We start from the raw sequence: 14,528 nt of genomic DNA, 5'->3' as shown, positions 1-14,528 counted from the left end.
GGGGTCGTGGTTGAGGGATGGGACGAGGACGGGCTGCGGGCCCTGCGTGGCGCGCTCCACGCGCAGGACGGGGTGGCGTTGCTTGCGGCGCTGCGTCGTGGACCCGTGCGTGAGGTGCTGCAGCTGGCCGGCGATGGTGTGGCCGGGGCTGCGGCGCAGGGCCTGCCGGGGGCTGCGGAGATGGCGGCCTTGTTTCTCGGCGTGCTCCAGGAGCGCGGCTTCCGGGGCGACGAGGAGCTGGTGGACCGGTTGCGCGCGGGAGTTGCGGCGATCCTCCTCCTGCGCCCGCTCGCGGTCGATCTGGAGATGCTCGCCATGCTGCTGGAGGGGGACCCGGCCGAGTCCGGTGGCCGGATCGATCTGTCCACCGGGGAGTGCTGGCCTGCGTTCACCGATGAGCTGGGGCCTGGGCCCGAGGCCGACGAGGACGACGATCCCGAGCGATGGCTGTACGTTCCGGCTCTGGGGTCCCGGGCCGGTTACCGGGACATGGAGCTGTTCATCGAAGAGGTCGGGGACGCCACCCTTGCCAACCGGCTGCGGATTGCCATCGGCGGGCGGGGTGCCTTCCGGCGCTTCAAGGACGTCCTCGCCGGTGACGAGCACTCCTGGCGCCGGTACCACCGGTTCCGCGATGAGCGACAGCGCGGCAGGGCCCGCGCCTGGCTGGCCGAGGAGGGCTACTGCCCGCTTTCCGGCTCGTGGCAACCAGGCCGTGTGGCCGGTACAGATGCTGGTACGTCTGTGGCTGTCAGGCGGCCGGCGTCTTGAGTCGGGAGGCCGCCTCCTCCAGCACACCTGTCCGCTTGCAGAACGCGAAGCGAACGAAGGGCGCACCCTGCTCGCGGTGGTCGTAGAAGACCGCGTTGGGGATCGCGACCACCCCACAGCGCTCCGGCAGTGAACGGCAGAAGGTGAAGCCGTCCCTCTCGCCGAGGGGGCGGATGTCGGTGGTGATGAAGTACGTGCCGGCCGGGCGGAAGACCGTGAAACCCGCCCGCTCCAGGCCGCCCGCGAGCAGGTCCCGCTTGGTCAGCATGTCCGCGCGGAACTCCTCGACGTGCGAGTCGGGCAGACGCAGGGCCTCGGCCACGGCGAATTGGAAGGGCCCGGAGGCGACATACATCAGGTACTGCTTCGCCGACCGGACGGCGGCGACGAGATCGGGGGCGCCGGTCACCCAGCCGACTCCGCGTTCGTGAACTCATCCTTATGCGGGTCCGAGGGCTACACCCCCGAGCGACAGTGAGCCGTTGCGTACACATAGGACACTCGGTACTCTTGGGCGCATGACACAGCCCATGCCGATAGAGTCCATCCGCGATGTCCGGGCACATCTGGCCGAGGTCGTGGAGCGGGCCGACCGGGACGACGTACCTACTGTCATCACCCGGCGCGGCAAGCAGGTCGCCGCCGTGGTGTCCATCGAGGTGCTGCGCAAGTACCAGGAGTGGGAAGAGCGCGAGATCAACCGGATCATCGACGAGCGCATGACCAACCCGGCACCCGGCATCCCGATCGAGGACATCATGAGGGAGACGCTGGCGCGCAGTGAGTGAGTACCGCACCGTCTTCCGAGCCGAGGCTCAGGCCGAACTCCGCAAGGTCCCGCGAGACATGGCCCTCCGCATTTTGGCCAAGCTGACTGAGCTGGAGAGCGACCCGACGGGGTTCAACACCACGGCCCTCGTCTCCCAGCCCGACCGCCGCCGCCTCCGGGTGGGCGACTACCGCGTGATCTATACAATCGGCAACGGCGAACTGGTGGTGTGGGTCGTACACGTCGGGCATCGCTCCACTGTCTATGACACCTGAGCGCTCCTGACATCGGTCAGCGGGCGAACGCCTTGCGGAGCCGTTCCGTCGCGTCCGCCAGCATCTCGGTGCGTTTGCAGAAGGCGAACCGTACGAACGGGGCGCCGGCCTCGCGGTGGTCGTAGAAGACCGCGTTCGGGATGGCGACCACGCCCGCCCGCTCGGGCAGGGCCCGGCAGAAGGCGAAGCCGTCGGTCTCGCCGAGGGGGCGGATGTCGGTGGTGATGAAGTACGTGCCCGCCGTCCGGAACACGTCGAACCCGGCGTCCGCCAGGCCCGTGGCCAGGACGTTCCGCTTGGCGCGCATGTCCGCGCGGAAGCCCTCGAAGTAGGTGTCCGGCAGCGCGAGGGCCTCGGCGACGGCGTACTGGAACGGCCCGGACGCCACATAGGTGAGGTACTGCTTCGCCGAGCGCACCGCCGTCACGAGCTCGGGCGCGGCCGTCACCCAGCCGACCTTCCAGCCCGTGAAGGAGAAGGTCTTGCCGGCGGAGCCGATCGTCACCGTGCGCTCGCGCATCCCGGGCAGGGTGGCCAGCGGGATGTGTTCCGCCTCGTCGAACACCAGGTGCTCGTACACCTCGTCCGTGACGACCAGCAGGTCCCGCTCCACCGCCAGCCCGGCGATCGCGGTCAGCTCCTCGCGGGTGAGGACCGTGCCGGTCGGGTTGTGCGGGGTGTTGATCAGCAGCAGCCGGGTGCGGTCCGTGACCGCGTCGCGCAGCTCGTCCAGGTCCAGGCGGAAGCGGGCCTGCGCGGGGTCGGGGCGCAGGGTGACCGGCACGCGCGTGGCGCCCGCCATCGCGATGCAGGCCGCGTAGGAGTCGTAGTACGGCTCCAGGGCCACCACCTCGTCGCCGGGCTCCAGCAGGGCCAGCAGGGTGGCCGCGATGGCCTCCGTGGCGCCCGCCGTGACCAGGACCTCGGTGTCGGGGTCGTGGGACAGGCCGTAGCGGCGGGCCTGGTGCGCGACGATCGCCGTGCGCAGCTCGGGGACGCCCGGGCCCGGCGGGTACTGGTTGCCGCGCCCGTCCCGCAGTGCCCGCACCGCCGCCTCCCGGACCTCCTCCGGGCCGTCCTGGTCGGGGAAGCCCTGCCCGAGGTTGATGGACCCGGTCGCCACCGCCAGGGCGGACATCTCGGCGAAGATCGTCGTCCCGAACTCGGCGAGACGGCGGTTGAGGAAGGGACGTGAGCTGGAGGTCATGCCGGTCATCCTGCGCCGAAGCTCTGGACTTCCTCAAGTGTGCTTTGGCAGGTGAGACGGGCGGGCATCCCCCGTGCACGCAAGCGCTCGGGCGCTGCGCGAGGCGCCCACGGGGGGCCGCTTCGGGGGATTCGGAAGGAGGGTGACGCCATGATCGTGGGCATCATCCTGGCGGTGATCGCAGTGTTCTTCGTGGCGGTGCTCGTCATCAACGCACGCCGCAGGAGCCTCAGGCACCCCTACGGCCGTCCGGTGCGGTCGTACAGCGGCTCGGCGAGCCGCGGCCACTCCGGCGGCAGGACCTACTCCAGCGGCTCGGGCAGCGGTGCCGACACGGCCGCCGCGAGCTGGTGGGTGTTCGGCAGCGACAGCGGTTCGTCGGGCCATCACGGCCACTCGGGCCACCACGGCCACTCGGGTGACTCCGGCGGCCACTCGGGCCACTCCTGCGGTGGCGGTTCGTCGTGCGGCGGCGGGTCGTCCTGCGGTGGCGGCGGCGGGTGCGGCGGAGGCGGCGGATGCGGTGGAGGCAGCTGACACGGGGCAGCTGAGCTCCCCGAGGGGGAGCCGCATCCGGACCGCGGGGCCCGCCCCTGACCAGGGCGCCCCGCGGTCGCACCAGGTTCCGGAAGGGGGCTCGGGGGCGTGCGCCGGGCCCTTGCGGCGCACGCCGTGGTTGAACAGTTGAGCTGTGGAGCCCCCTGAGGGATGGAAACCCCACGAAGTTGGGTAAAAACGCTGTGGCGTCGCCACCGTTCATGATTCCCTCTAAATCACCAACGCAGCCCCTCGGACCCCTACGGACGTCCCGTGCGGACGTCCCCTGCGGACGTCCTTCCCGGACCTGGCCGGCCGGGGCCGATCTCTCCCTCCTCGCGTCTTCGCGGAGCCGATCCATGCTCACGACCCTGAACACCTCCTACACCGACACGCGCGCGGCCGACCTCGCCTGGGCCCTGGGGCGTGAGCCGCTGCCCGCCCTCGCCACGCTCGACCTCGAACTGTCCGGCGCCAAGCTCCAGTTGAGACTGCTGGGTGCCTCGCACCAGGTGCTGCTGGAGGAGGAGCAGGGCTGTTGTTCGGAGACGGTGGCCTGCATCCCCGGCAGCAGCACCCCGCTCCCGCTGGGGGTGGCCAAACGCGTCGGCGACTGGGAGTACGAATTCGCCGCGCGCGTCGAGGTGCTGACGCCGGGCCAGTTCGCGGGCCGCGCCCAGGAACTCCTCGCCCTGGTCTCCGACCACCCCCACGGCCTCGCGGGCGTCTTCCCGGGCAGCCCGCACGCCTTCACCGCCCTCCTCGCCCAGCGCCACGAGGGCCACGTCCACTGGCGCACCTGGCACGCGTACCCGCAGGACGGGCAACTGGTCGCGACGAGAACGAGGGTCGGGGCGCGGTCGCGGCCGGGAAGCTCCCGGCCCGTCGAGTCATGCGGTGTCGGTCGTGAGGTTTGAGGGCCATCTTCCACACGTGTGGGTGACGTTGCGTCCTCGGCCCGTGACGTAACGTCGCACCGTGATCGAACCGCACGCCCCGGCTCCGCCCGGCGCCCCACCGCCCTGGCGCGGCCCCGCGCGGCTGCCCGTCCGGCCGGACGTCGGACGGTTCCTGGTCCTCACGTGCGTGTTCGTCTGCGCGGCCTGCGGTCTCGTCTACGAGCTGGAACTGGTCGCCCTCGCCTCCTACCTGATGGGCGACTCGGTCACCCAGGCCTCCGTGGTGCTGTCCGTGATGGTCTTCGCGATGGGCATCGGCTCCCTCGCGGCCAAACGGCTCCGCCGGTTCGCCGCGGCCGGCTTCGGCGCCCTGGAGGTGGCCCTGGCGCTGGTCGGCGGGTGCAGCGCGATGGTGCTGTACGCGGTGTTCGCCTGGACCGGCGACTGGGGCGGGCTGTGGGCCGACGGCCCGCGCATCCTCCTGGTCGCCTTCTCCCTCGCCATCGGCCTGCTCATCGGCGCCGAGGTCCCCCTCCTCATGGAGCTCATCCAGCGCGTCCGCCGCCAGGACGCGGGCGGCGCCGTCGCCGACCTGTTCGCCGCGGACTACGTGGGCGGGCTCGTCGGCGGCCTCGCCTTCCCCTTCCTGCTGCTGCCGTTCTGCGGCCAGCTGACCAGCTCCCTGCTGACCGGCGCGGTCAACGTCGTCGCCGGGGGCGCCCTGGTCCTCGGTCTGTTCCGCCGCGACCTCGGCCGCCGCGCGCGCTGGCTGCTGCCGGCCGCCGGCGTCACCGCGATCGTCGTCCTCGGCTCCGCCGCCGTCCTCGTCGACGACTTCGAGCGGGCCGCGCGACAGGCCGTCTACGGCGGCGACGTGCGGGTCGCCGTGCGGACCGGCGTCCAGGAGGTCGTCCTGACCGGCGGCCGCCACGGCCGCCCCCTCGACCTCTACCTCGACGGCCGGCTCCGGGTCGGCGGCGACGAGCGCCGCTACCACGAGGCCCTCGTCCACCCCGCGATGCACGGCCGCCACGCGCGCGTGCTCGTCCTCGGCGGCGGTGACGGCCTGGCCGCCCGCGAGGCACTCACCCTTCCCGGCGTGCACAGGGTCGACGTCGTCGAACTCGACGCCGACCTGGTCCGCCTCGCCCGCACCGACCCGGCCCTGACCCGCCTCAACGCCCATGTCTACGACGACCCCCGCGTCCGTGTCGTCACGGCCGACGCCTTCCACTGGCTGCGCGGGGCGCCCCCGGCGGCGTACGACGTCGTGCTCGCGGACCTGCCCGACCCCGATGTCACCGCGAGCAGCAAGCTGTACTCCCAGGAGTTCTACGGCCTCGCCCGGCGCGCCCTGGCCCCCGGCGGACGGCTCGCCGTGCACGCCGGGCAGGTCACCGGCCGGCACCGGGCGTTCTGGACGGTGGAGGCGACCCTGCGGGCGGCCGGACTGCACACCGTCCCCTACCGCGTCGACGTCCGCGCCCCCGGCCGCCGCGAGCGCGCCCCCGACGACTGGGGTTTCGTCCTGGCCTCGCCCGGCGCCCGCCCGACCCTGCGCGTCGACCCCGACGACCGGCTGCACACCCTCACCCAGGCGGGCCTCCTCGCGGACGCCAGGGCGGCGCAGCGGACGCGGGTGGCGGGGGTGCCGCCCTCGACGCTGGTGCATCCGCGGTACTGACCGCCAATCGCTGTTTCGCCGGGTGCGTACCGGCGACCGCTGGGTAGGCTCCGGCCCTATGGAGCAAGAGGTGTTCGTTCCCGTTCCCGCCGAGCGGCTCAGGGCGGCCCTCGCCGACCCCGCCCGGGTGGCCCGCGCGGTGCCCGGCCTCCAGCAGGACGCCGGTACCGAGCCCGTCGCGGGCCGGCTGAAGGTCCGGATCGGCGGCCACACCATCACCTACCGGGGGGCGGTACGGCTCTCCGCGCGCGAGGACGGGGCGTACGCCGTGGAGGGCGACGCCACCGAGGCCCGCGGCGGCGGCACCGTGAAACTCACCCTCCTGCTGCGGCTCCGGGACACCGACACCGGCACGACCCTCCACATCGAGGGCGCGGCGACGGCGGACGGCCGCGTCACCGAACTGCCCGAGGAACAGGTACGGGGCGCGATCACCCGCCTGCTGACCCGCTTCGCGGAGAACTTGGGGGCGGGGGCGGCTGAGGGTGCCGTGGAGGAGGGGGCAGAAGAGCCCGAGGAGCCGGAAGCGCCCCAGGCCCCCACCGTGTCTGCCGAGGGGTCGTTGATGCCCGTGTTCGAGAGTGAAGGCCTCGACGACCTCACCGAGCCGACCGATGCCGCCGAGCCCGGCGATTCCGCCGAGCCCCCCGCCGAAGCCGCGCACGCGCGCCGCACGATGATCGGGCGGAGTGCGGAGGAGGTCGACCACGCGCCGCCGCGCGGGCGGTACGCGCCGGTGCCCGCGCCGCAGACGGTCGCCCCCAACAGCACCCTGCGCTGGGCGGCCCCCGCCGCCGCGCTGGTCGTGGCCTCGGCGATCGTCGTGGGGCGGGCGCTGCGGCGCCGCAGGTAGCCGTACGGCGTGGGCCGGGAGCGGAACCGCCCCCTTGATCGGCCCAGTAGGGTCGTCCCGTGAGTAACGAAGACATCACGCTGACCGCGGGCGACGCGGAGGCGACCGTGCAGCCGGGCAACGGCGGCCGGGTCGGTGGGCTGCGCGTCGGCGGGCTGGAGCTGCTGCGGCAGGGCGAGCGGTTCGGCTGCTTCCCGATGGTCCCCTGGTGCGGCCGGATCCGCGACGGCCGGTTCCTCGACGGCGCGACCGAACGCCGGATGCCGCTGAACGCCCCGCCCCACGCCATCCACGGCACCGCCCGCGACGGCGCCTGGAAGGTCGCGCGGCGCACGGCGGACGAGGCCGTCCTGACGTACGACCTGGTGGAGCCCTGGCCCCACCCCGGCCGGATCACCCAGGTGGTGAAGCTGACCGAGGAGTCCCTGACGCTCACCATGGGCGTGGAGACGCACGGCTCGTCCTTCCCGGCGCAGATCGGCTGGCACCCCTGGTTCAACCGCACCCTGGGCGGCCCGGACGTCCAGGTCGCCTTCGACCCCGCCTGGCAGGAGGAGCGCGGCGAGGACCACCTGCCGACCGGGAACCGCGTCGAGCCGAAGCCCGGCCCCTGGGACGACTGCTTCGGGATGCCCGGCGGCGTCGACGTCACCCTGACCTGGCCGGGGCAGCTCGCGGTGAAGGTGACCAGCCCCGAGGAGTGGGTCGTCGTCTACGACGAGCAGGAGGCGGCCGTGTGCGTGGAGCCGCAGACCGGTCCGCCGAACGGGCTGAACACCCTCCCGCGCCTGGTCACGCCCCTGGAGCCGCTGGAGGCCACCACCACCTGGTCCTGGACCCGCCTCTAAGCTGTTCGGCATGACGGACGTGGATGTACGCGGCGCGCTGCTGCAGCAGATCAAGGACAAGGCCGTGGTGCACGGCAAGGTGACCCTGTCGTCGGGTCTGGAGGCGGACTACTACGTCGACCTCCGGCGCATCACCCTGGACGGCGAGGCGGCCCCGCTGGTCGGGCAGGTGCTGCTCGACCTCACCGCAGGTCTGGAGTTCGACGCCGTCGGCGGGCTCACCATGGGCGCCGACCCGGTCGCCGCGAGCATGCTGCACGCGGCCGCCGCGCGGGGCCGCAGGCTGGACGCCTTCGTCGTACGGAAGGCGGCGAAGGCGCACGGCCTCCAGCGGCGCGTCGAGGGCCCCGAGATCAAGGGCCGCCGGGTCCTGGTCGTCGAGGACACCTCCACCACCGGCGGCTCGCCGCTGGCGGCCGTGGAGGCCGTGCGCGAGGCGGGCGCCGAGGTCGTCGCCGTCGCGACGATCGTGGACCGGGCGACCGGCGCCGACGAGAAGATCCGCGAGGGCGCGGGTGTGCCGTACCTGTTCGCCTTCTCGAAGGACGAACTCGGGCTGGACTGACCAGCGCGTGGACCAGGCATGGACCATCCGCGCATCTCTGGAAAGATGGGGACGACGATGACGTCGCACCCAAGGTCTAGGTCAGGGCCGTAAGTACTGCGCGTACGCGTGTACGCACATCGCCAACCCGCACATACCAAGGAGCGGACAGATGCCCATCGCAACCCCCGAGGTCTACAACGAGATGCTCGACCGGGCGAAGGCAGGCAAGTTCGCCTACCCGGCCATCAACGTCACCTCGACCCAGACCCTGCACGCGGCGCTGCGCGGCTTCGCCGAGGCGGAGAGCGACGGCATCGTCCAGATCTCCACGGGTGGCGCCGAGTTCCTGGGCGGCCAGTACAGCAAGGAGATGGTGACGGGCTCGGTGGCCCTCGCCGAGTTCGCGCACATCGTCGCCGAGAAGTACCCGGTCACCGTCGCCCTGCACACCGACCACTGCCCGAAGGACAAGCTCGACGGGTACGTACGTCCGCTGCTCGCGGTCTCCGAGGAGCGCGTGAAGGCCGGCCGCAACCCGCTGTTCCAGTCGCACATGTGGGACGGCTCCGCCGAGACCCTCGCCGACAACCTCGCGATCGCGCAGGAGCTGCTGGCCCGCGCCGCCGCCGCGAAGATCATCCTCGAGGTGGAGATCACCCCGACCGGCGGTGAGGAGGACGGCGTCTCCCACGAGATCAACGACTCGCTGTACACCACGGTCGAGGACGCGATCCGCACCGTCGAGGCGCTGGGCCTGGGCGAGAAGGGCCGCTACCTGCTGGCCGCGTCCTTCGGCAACGTGCACGGCGTGTACAAGCCGGGCAACGTCGTCCTCCGTCCCGAGCTGCTGAAGGAGCTGAACGACGGCGTCGCCGCCAAGTTCGGCAAGCAGTCCCCGTTCGACTTCGTCTTCCACGGCGGCTCCGGCTCCACGGAGGAGGAGATCGCGACGGCCCTGGAGAACGGCGTCGTCAAGATGAACATCGACACGGACACCCAGTACGCCTTCACGCGTCCGGTGGCCGCCCACATGTTCAAGAACTACGACGGTGTCCTCAAGGTCGACGGCGAGGTCGGCTCCAAGTCGACCTACGACCCGCGCACCTGGGGCAAGCTGGCCGAGGCGAGCATGGCCGCGCGTGTCGTCGAGGCCACGCAGAACCTGCGCTCGGCGGGCCAGAAGATCAAGTAAGCCCGCTTTCGCGGTCGAGCCCGGTGCCACGGCGCCGGGCTCGCTGTATACCTGGGGGCATGCCCGATGTCCGGATGGCCTCGCCCCAGGGCAGGTGGATCGTGTTCACCACGGTCCTCGGATCCAGCATGGCCCTGCTGGACTCGACCGTCGTCAATGTGGCCCTGCCCCGGATCGGGGAGGACCTGGACGCCGACCTCGCCGCGCTCCAGTGGACCGTCAACGCGTACATGCTGACCCTGGCCGGTCTGATCCTGCTGGGCGGTTCCCTGGGGGACCGCTACGGGCGCCGGAAGGTCTTCGTCGTCGGGGTGGTGTGGTTCGCCACCGCCTCGCTGCTGTGCGGGCTCGCGCCGAACGCGGGGGTGCTGGTGGCGGCCCGTGCCCTGCAAGGGGTCGGGGGAGCCCTGCTGACCCCCGGCTCCCTGGCCCTGATCCAGGCCTCCTTCCACCACGACGACCGGGGGCGGGCCGTCGGCCTGTGGTCCGGTTTCGGCGGTATCGGGGCGGCCGTGGGGCCCTTCGTCGGCGGCTGGCTGGTGGACGGGCCGGGCTGGCGGTGGGTCTTCCTGCTGAACGTGCCGCTGGCGGTGGTGTGCGTCCCGGTGGCGCTGCGGCACGTTCCGGAGTCGCGGGACACGCTCGCCCACGGCCGGTTCGACGTCCTGGGCGCGGCGCTGGGCGCGCTGTCGCTGGGGCTGGTGACGTACGCGCTGATCGAGGCGAACGAGGGCTCGCTGCTGGTCGGCCTGGCGGCCGTCGTGGGGATCGCGGCCGGGGTGGCGTTCGTGGTGGTGGAGCGGCGCCGGTCCGATCCGATGATGCCGCCGGACATCTTCGCCTCCCGCCAGTTCACCGCCGTCAACCTGGTCACCCTGTGCGTGTACGCGGCCCTCGGCGGTTTCTTCTTCCTCTCGGTGGTCCAGCTCCAGGTCGTCGCCGGGTACTCCGCGCTCGCCGCCGGTACGGCCCTGCTGCCGACGACCGTGCTGATGCTGCTGTTCTCCTCCCGCTCCGGTGAGCTGGGGGAGCGGATCGGGCCGCGCATCCCGCTCACGGTGGGGCCGCTGCTGTGCGCGGCGGGGATGCTGCTGATGCTACGGGTCGGCGAGGACGCCTCGTACGCCGCCGACGTGCTGCCCGCCGTCCTGGTGCTCGGCGTCGGCCTGGTCACCCTGGTCGCCCCGCTGACCGCGACCGTCCTGGCCTCGGTGGACGTCACCCGGGCCGGGCTGGCCAGCGGCATCAACAACGCGGCGGCCCGGGCGGCGGGCCTCATCGCGGTCGCCGCCCTGCCCCTGCTGACCGGTATGGGTGCGGAGTCCTACCGCTCGGCGGACGCCTTCGAGGGACCGTTCCGGCGCTCGATGGTGTGGTGCGCGGCCGTCCTGGTCGTGGGCTCGGCCGTCGCCTTCACCACGGTCCGCCGCCCGCCCCCGGACTGCGACCACCCGGAGTGCCGGACCCACTGCTGTGTGACGGCTCCGCCGTTGGAGGGGGAGAGGCGGGCGCCCCGCGAGCTCGGGTGAGCGAGACTGGACCCATGTCCCTTCACGAAAACCTCCTCGGGGGCCCGCCCCCGACCCATCTCCCCGACGACCCGGAGCCCCGCGACCTCCTCGCCACCGGCGCCGCGCCCGCCGACGTCGCCGCGAAGTACCCGACGTCCTCGCTGGCCTGGGCCCAGCTCGCGGACGACGCCTTCGAGCGGGGCGCTGTGGTGGAGTCGTACGCGTACGCCCGTACGGGGTACCACCGCGGTCTGGACGCCCTGCGCCGCAGCGGCTGGAAGGGTCACGGCCCGGTCCCCTGGGAGAAGGGCGCTACATGTAATCGTTCATTTTCTGCATCCTGTGCCGCCGTCGCTGCCTGAGTAACGGCGGCACAGACGTCTCAACTGCGGTGACTACCGCTTCAGTTCGGCGTACGCATCGGCGCTGCTGTCCTTCAGGAACTGCCAGCAACGCTCCGTTTCTTCCTTCTCGTCGATCGCGCCGGCGGCGCGGGCGAGGGCCGCGAGGCAGCGCAGGAACCCGCGATTGGCCCGGTGGTCCCAAGGGATGGGGCCGTGCCCCTTCCACCCGGCCCGGCGCAGCGAGTCGAGACCCCGGTGATAGCCGGTGCGCGCGTATGCGTACGACTCGACCACTCGCCCCGCCTCGAAGGCGTCGTCCGCGAGCATCGCCCAGGCGAGCGAGAACGTCGGATGCTTCGCCGCGACCTCGGCGGGCGCCTGGGACTCCTCGCCCAGCAGGCGGTACGCCTCTTCGTTCTCCGGCAGGTAGGTCGGGTCCGGGCCGCCGAGCAGGTTCTTGTGCGTCGTCATGCAATCAGTCTGCCACTTGGTGACGGGCGTTCGGGACGCCTTCATGGGGTATCGGCCGTGGATCGGGTGGATATGAGAATGGCGCTTGATGTACCTGATCGCGATATGCGACGATCCGGCGCATGGCAGCACGACGGGGGTCCTCCGGGGCCGTTCAGGTGGGCATCTACACCCGGATCAGCAAGGACGACGAGGCCGAGGGGCTCGGCGTCGCACGGCAGGAGGAGGACTGCCGACTGCACTGTGCTGCCCGGGGGTGGGAGGTCGCCAAGGTCTACGAGGACAACGACCTCTCCGCGTACAAGCGCAAGACGGTACGGCCCGAGTTCCGGCAGATGCTGGAGGACCTGAAGGCCGGGCGGATCGATGGGGTCGTCGCCTGGGACATCGACCGCTTCACGCGTCAGCCGCGTGAACTGGAGGCGTGGATCGACGAGTACGAGGACGCCGAGCGCCGGAAGCGCCACCTCGTCTTCGACTCCGTGTCGGCGTCGGACATCGACCTGTCCACGGAGAACGGTCGGTTCATCGCGCGGATCAAGGTCACCATCGCCAACAAGTCCTCGGCGGACACGTCGAAGCGGACGAAGCGCAAGCACCTGGAACTGGCGTCGAAGGGCAAGCTCCCTGGTGGTCGGGCGCCGTACGGATGGAACCGCGAGGACCGCAGGACGCTGGTGCCGGAAGAGGCCGAGAACCTCCGCAAGGCGGTGAAGGACTTCCTGGGAGGCATCCGGTGGGCCTCGATCGCGCGTGAGTGGCGGGACAAGGGGATCAGGTCGCACAGCGGAGGCGTCTTCGACGACTCCAAGATCAAGCGGATGCTGATGAATCCGCGGATCTGTGGCTACCGGATGCACCAAGGGGAGCTGTTCCTGGACGAGAGCGGTGAGCCCGTCGTCGGTGACTGGGAGCCGATCATCACCCCCGACGACTGGTATCTGCTGACGGAGAAGGTCAAGCGGGAGTCGGAGGGACGTGTCCCACGGGACAACGCCACCAAGTACCTGCTCTCCGGCATCGCGCGGTGCGGGCGGTGCGGTACGAAGATGCGGGCCTTCCCGTCGTACCGGAAGTCGAAGACGTCATCGCAGTTCAAGTACGCGTGCCCTGGTAAGAACGACGGGGGATGCGGGGGAGTAGCCAGAGCGGGCGAACCGGTCGACCGCCTTATCAGGAACGCCGTGTTCATCAGCTCGGACAAGGCGCTTGCGAGCGTCCGGGAGCGTGCGCCGGAATGGACCAGGGAGGAGCAACTGGCCTCCCTGGAACGGGACATGGCCGAGTTCAAGCAGGCGTGGCAGGAGAAGCGCATGTCGGCCTCCCGCTACATCGCGCTCACCGAGGACCTGGAGAAGCAGATCGCGGAGCTGCATCGGGAGCGAGCGCTGCATCGGGCCGAGGTCGCGACTTTCGCGGCGGGTCCGATCGACATACGGGGGCGCTGGGAGAATTTGGCGATCGAGCAGCAGCGCGCCGCGGTCCTCAAGGTCTTCCGTGCGGTCATCATCAAGCCCGCGTCCAATGGGCCGATCTTCGATCCGGCGGACATCGAGCCGGTGCTCAGGTGACAGATGGAAGCCGGGTCCCCTGCCTGTCGGGGACCCGGCTTCGTTGGTTCATGACCGGTCTATGCCGAAGATGCGGAGCAGATCGTCGATCCACTCCTCGTCGCGGTCGGGGAGTTGCGCCTCTACGCGGCGCAGCCACTCGTCCTCAGTCAAAGAGCCGCACCTCCCGTACCGCGCCACCGTGACCGCCGGGTGGGCGGGAACACGGCGGTGGGACACGGGGAGGGAGGGCGGCGTTCGGGCGCGGGGTGGGTGCAGGGTGTATTGCGGGTTGGTGCAAGGGTCGAGTGGGCTTCACCCCGAACAGTGGACGCTTCTGAGAAGCGGATCTACGGGTCCGTGGAGAGGGTGTCCTCATGGGTACTGCGAGGTACTCGGGGGAGTTCAAGCGGGACGTGGTCGCGCTGGTGGAGTCGAGCGGGCGACGCATCTCGTCGGTGGCACGCGAGCTGGGTGTCAACCCGGAGTCGCTGCGCCAGTGGGTCGCGCGGTCGCGGGCACCGACGGCTCTCTTCTCATCCGTCGGGACAACGCCACCGACGGCGAGACCGTCCTCTACCTCGGCAGCACCGAGGTCCACCTCAAGTCGGGCAAGAAGTGGGCCAACCGCTACTACAGCGCGACCGGTGCGACCATCGCCCTACGCACCAACCAGTCCGGCACGGAGAAGTTGAGCTTCCTTGCTACGGACCACCAGGGCACGAGTTCCGTCGCGATCACCGCTGATTCGACCCAAGCCCTGACGAAGCGCTATAGCACGCCCTTTGGTGCGAGCCGGGGAGCGACGACCGGCGTCTGGCCCGATGACAAGGCATTCCTGGGTCAGTCGGCGGATGCCGGCACCGGCCTCACCCACATCGGGGCGGGAGAGTACGACGCTTCCACCGGCCAGTTCATCAGCGTCGACGCCCTTCTGGACCTTGCCGACCCGCAGCAGTTCAGCGGGTACGTCTATGCCCAGAACAACCCTGTGACGCTGAGCGACCCGAGCGGCCTCATGGCCTGCGCGACACCTGATGAGTGCGGGGGTGGCGCTCAGTACGGCAACA

General features: G+C 71.2%; 15 protein-coding genes and 3 pseudogenes. 15 read left to right on the top strand and 3 right to left on the bottom strand.

Going from position 1 to position 14,528, the window contains the following annotated elements; genetic code table 11:
* Nucleotides 1–6 precede the first annotated feature (6 nt).
* Nucleotides 7–771, top strand: coding sequence for a UPF0158 family protein (locus ABZ464_RS27600; protein WP_359280691.1), 765 nt, complete (start codon nt 7–9; stop codon nt 769–771).
* Here ABZ464_RS27600 and ABZ464_RS27595 read toward each other — a convergent pair.
* Nucleotides 752–1,189 (bottom strand): annotated as a pseudogene (locus tag ABZ464_RS27595) (aminotransferase class I/II-fold pyridoxal phosphate-dependent enzyme); the annotation flags it as partial. The gene ABZ464_RS27600 and the pseudogene ABZ464_RS27595 overlap by 20 nt on opposite strands.
* Nucleotides 1,190–1,289: 100 nt before the next feature.
* Between ABZ464_RS27595 and ABZ464_RS27590 the strand changes: the two are divergent.
* Both ABZ464_RS27590 and ABZ464_RS27585 read left to right on the top strand, forming a co-directional pair.
* Nucleotides 1,290–1,559 (top strand): type II toxin-antitoxin system Phd/YefM family antitoxin, encoded by a 270-nt coding sequence (locus tag ABZ464_RS27590; protein ID WP_005483715.1) that lies wholly within the window; start codon nt 1,290–1,292, stop codon nt 1,557–1,559.
* Entirely contained in the window at nt 1,552–1,815 is a 264-nt protein-coding gene (locus tag ABZ464_RS27585; RefSeq protein WP_359280688.1) for a type II toxin-antitoxin system RelE/ParE family toxin, read from the top strand. Before ABZ464_RS27590 ends, ABZ464_RS27585 begins: the two co-directional genes overlap by 8 nt.
* Before the next feature lie 16 nt (nt 1,816–1,831).
* Here the strand turns inward: ABZ464_RS27585 and ABZ464_RS27580 are convergent, their stop codons facing one another.
* Nucleotides 1,832–3,031, bottom strand: a complete 1,200-nt coding sequence (locus ABZ464_RS27580) for a pyridoxal phosphate-dependent aminotransferase (protein WP_359280686.1) — start codon at nt 3,029–3,031, stop codon at nt 1,832–1,834.
* A 141-nt stretch (nt 3,032–3,172) separates the two neighbouring features.
* On the opposite strand from ABZ464_RS27580, the gene ABZ464_RS27575 reads away from it, so the two are divergent.
* The 9 genes from ABZ464_RS27575 to ABZ464_RS27535 all read left to right on the top strand — a co-directional run bounded on the left by ABZ464_RS27575 (nt 3,173) and on the right by ABZ464_RS27535 (nt 11,455).
* Nucleotides 3,173–3,559, top strand: coding sequence for a hypothetical protein (locus tag ABZ464_RS27575; protein WP_359280683.1), 387 nt, complete (start codon nt 3,173–3,175; stop codon nt 3,557–3,559).
* A 359-nt stretch (nt 3,560–3,918) separates the two neighbouring features.
* Nucleotides 3,919–4,476, top strand: a complete 558-nt coding sequence (locus ABZ464_RS27570) for a DUF2617 family protein (RefSeq protein WP_359280681.1) — start codon at nt 3,919–3,921, stop codon at nt 4,474–4,476.
* Nucleotides 4,477–4,537: 61 nt separating this feature from the next.
* Nucleotides 4,538–6,142 (top strand): polyamine aminopropyltransferase, encoded by a 1,605-nt coding sequence (locus ABZ464_RS27565; protein WP_359280678.1) that lies wholly within the window; start codon nt 4,538–4,540, stop codon nt 6,140–6,142.
* Between the two features lie 58 nt (nt 6,143–6,200).
* Nucleotides 6,201–6,995, top strand: coding sequence for an SRPBCC domain-containing protein (locus tag ABZ464_RS27560; RefSeq protein ID WP_359280675.1), 795 nt, complete (start codon nt 6,201–6,203; stop codon nt 6,993–6,995).
* A gap of 59 nt (nt 6,996–7,054) precedes the next feature.
* Nucleotides 7,055–7,843 (top strand): aldose 1-epimerase, encoded by a 789-nt coding sequence (locus ABZ464_RS27555; RefSeq protein WP_359280672.1) that lies wholly within the window; start codon nt 7,055–7,057, stop codon nt 7,841–7,843.
* 10 nt (nt 7,844–7,853) lie between these two features.
* Nucleotides 7,854–8,408: an orotate phosphoribosyltransferase gene (gene pyrE, locus ABZ464_RS27550; RefSeq protein WP_359280669.1), complete on the top strand. Its 555-nt coding sequence runs from the start codon at nt 7,854–7,856 to the stop codon at nt 8,406–8,408.
* Between the two features lie 151 nt (nt 8,409–8,559).
* The gene (gene fbaA, locus ABZ464_RS27545) at nt 8,560–9,582 is read left to right on the top strand and encodes a class II fructose-bisphosphate aldolase (protein WP_359280666.1); all 1,023 of its coding nucleotides are present in this window, start codon (nt 8,560–8,562) and stop codon (nt 9,580–9,582) included.
* A 59-nt stretch (nt 9,583–9,641) separates the two neighbouring features.
* The gene (locus tag ABZ464_RS27540) at nt 9,642–11,111 is read left to right on the top strand and encodes an MFS transporter (RefSeq protein ID WP_359280663.1); all 1,470 of its coding nucleotides are present in this window, start codon (nt 9,642–9,644) and stop codon (nt 11,109–11,111) included.
* A gap of 14 nt (nt 11,112–11,125) precedes the next feature.
* Nucleotides 11,126–11,455 (top strand): DUF3151 domain-containing protein, encoded by a 330-nt coding sequence (locus ABZ464_RS27535; RefSeq protein WP_359280661.1) that lies wholly within the window; start codon nt 11,126–11,128, stop codon nt 11,453–11,455.
* A gap of 33 nt (nt 11,456–11,488) precedes the next feature.
* On the opposite strand, the gene ABZ464_RS27530 is transcribed toward ABZ464_RS27535, so the two are convergent.
* Nucleotides 11,489–11,908, bottom strand: a complete 420-nt coding sequence (locus ABZ464_RS27530; RefSeq protein WP_359280659.1) for a DUF3151 domain-containing protein — start codon at nt 11,906–11,908, stop codon at nt 11,489–11,491.
* Between the two features lie 122 nt (nt 11,909–12,030).
* On the opposite strand from ABZ464_RS27530, the gene ABZ464_RS27525 reads away from it, so the two are divergent.
* The 3 genes and pseudogenes from ABZ464_RS27525 to ABZ464_RS27515 all read left to right on the top strand — a co-directional run.
* Nucleotides 12,031–13,479: a recombinase family protein gene (locus tag ABZ464_RS27525; protein ID WP_359280658.1), complete on the top strand. Its 1,449-nt coding sequence runs from the start codon at nt 12,031–12,033 to the stop codon at nt 13,477–13,479.
* 356 nt (nt 13,480–13,835) lie between these two features.
* Nucleotides 13,836–13,916: pseudogene (locus ABZ464_RS27520) on the top strand (hypothetical protein); the annotation flags it as partial.
* Nucleotides 13,917–13,981: 65 nt separating this feature from the next.
* Nucleotides 13,982–14,476, top strand: a pseudogene (locus ABZ464_RS27515) (RHS repeat-associated core domain-containing protein); the annotation flags it as partial.
* Between the last annotated feature and the right edge of the window lie 52 nt (nt 14,477–14,528).

The organism is Streptomyces sp. NPDC005820, assembly GCF_040630255.1.
Lineage (GTDB): Bacteria > Actinomycetota > Actinomycetes > Streptomycetales > Streptomycetaceae > Streptomyces.
This window is presented reverse-complemented; position numbering and strand designations above follow the sequence as displayed.

What these genes read in the sequence shown, in the direction of transcription:
- ABZ464_RS27525 (WP_359280658.1), top strand. Translation starts at nt 12,031, where the DNA reads ATGGCAGCACGACGGGGGTCCTCCGGGGCCGTTCAGGTGGGCATCTAC.
- ABZ464_RS27530 (WP_359280659.1), bottom strand. Translation starts at nt 11,908, where the DNA reads ATGACGACGCACAAGAACCTGCTCGGCGGCCCGGACCCGACCTACCTG.
- ABZ464_RS27575 (WP_359280683.1), top strand. Translation starts at nt 3,173, where the DNA reads ATGATCGTGGGCATCATCCTGGCGGTGATCGCAGTGTTCTTCGTGGCG.
- ABZ464_RS27580 (WP_359280686.1), bottom strand. Translation starts at nt 3,031, where the DNA reads ATGACCGGCATGACCTCCAGCTCACGTCCCTTCCTCAACCGCCGTCTC.
- ABZ464_RS27570 (WP_359280681.1), top strand. Translation starts at nt 3,919, where the DNA reads ATGCTCACGACCCTGAACACCTCCTACACCGACACGCGCGCGGCCGAC.
- ABZ464_RS27540 (WP_359280663.1), top strand. Translation starts at nt 9,642, where the DNA reads ATGCCCGATGTCCGGATGGCCTCGCCCCAGGGCAGGTGGATCGTGTTC.
- ABZ464_RS27535 (WP_359280661.1), top strand. Translation starts at nt 11,126, where the DNA reads ATGTCCCTTCACGAAAACCTCCTCGGGGGCCCGCCCCCGACCCATCTC.
- fbaA (WP_359280666.1), top strand. Translation starts at nt 8,560, where the DNA reads ATGCCCATCGCAACCCCCGAGGTCTACAACGAGATGCTCGACCGGGCG.
- pyrE (WP_359280669.1), top strand. Translation starts at nt 7,854, where the DNA reads ATGACGGACGTGGATGTACGCGGCGCGCTGCTGCAGCAGATCAAGGAC.
- ABZ464_RS27560 (WP_359280675.1), top strand. Translation starts at nt 6,201, where the DNA reads ATGGAGCAAGAGGTGTTCGTTCCCGTTCCCGCCGAGCGGCTCAGGGCG.
- ABZ464_RS27590 (WP_005483715.1), top strand. Translation starts at nt 1,290, where the DNA reads ATGACACAGCCCATGCCGATAGAGTCCATCCGCGATGTCCGGGCACAT.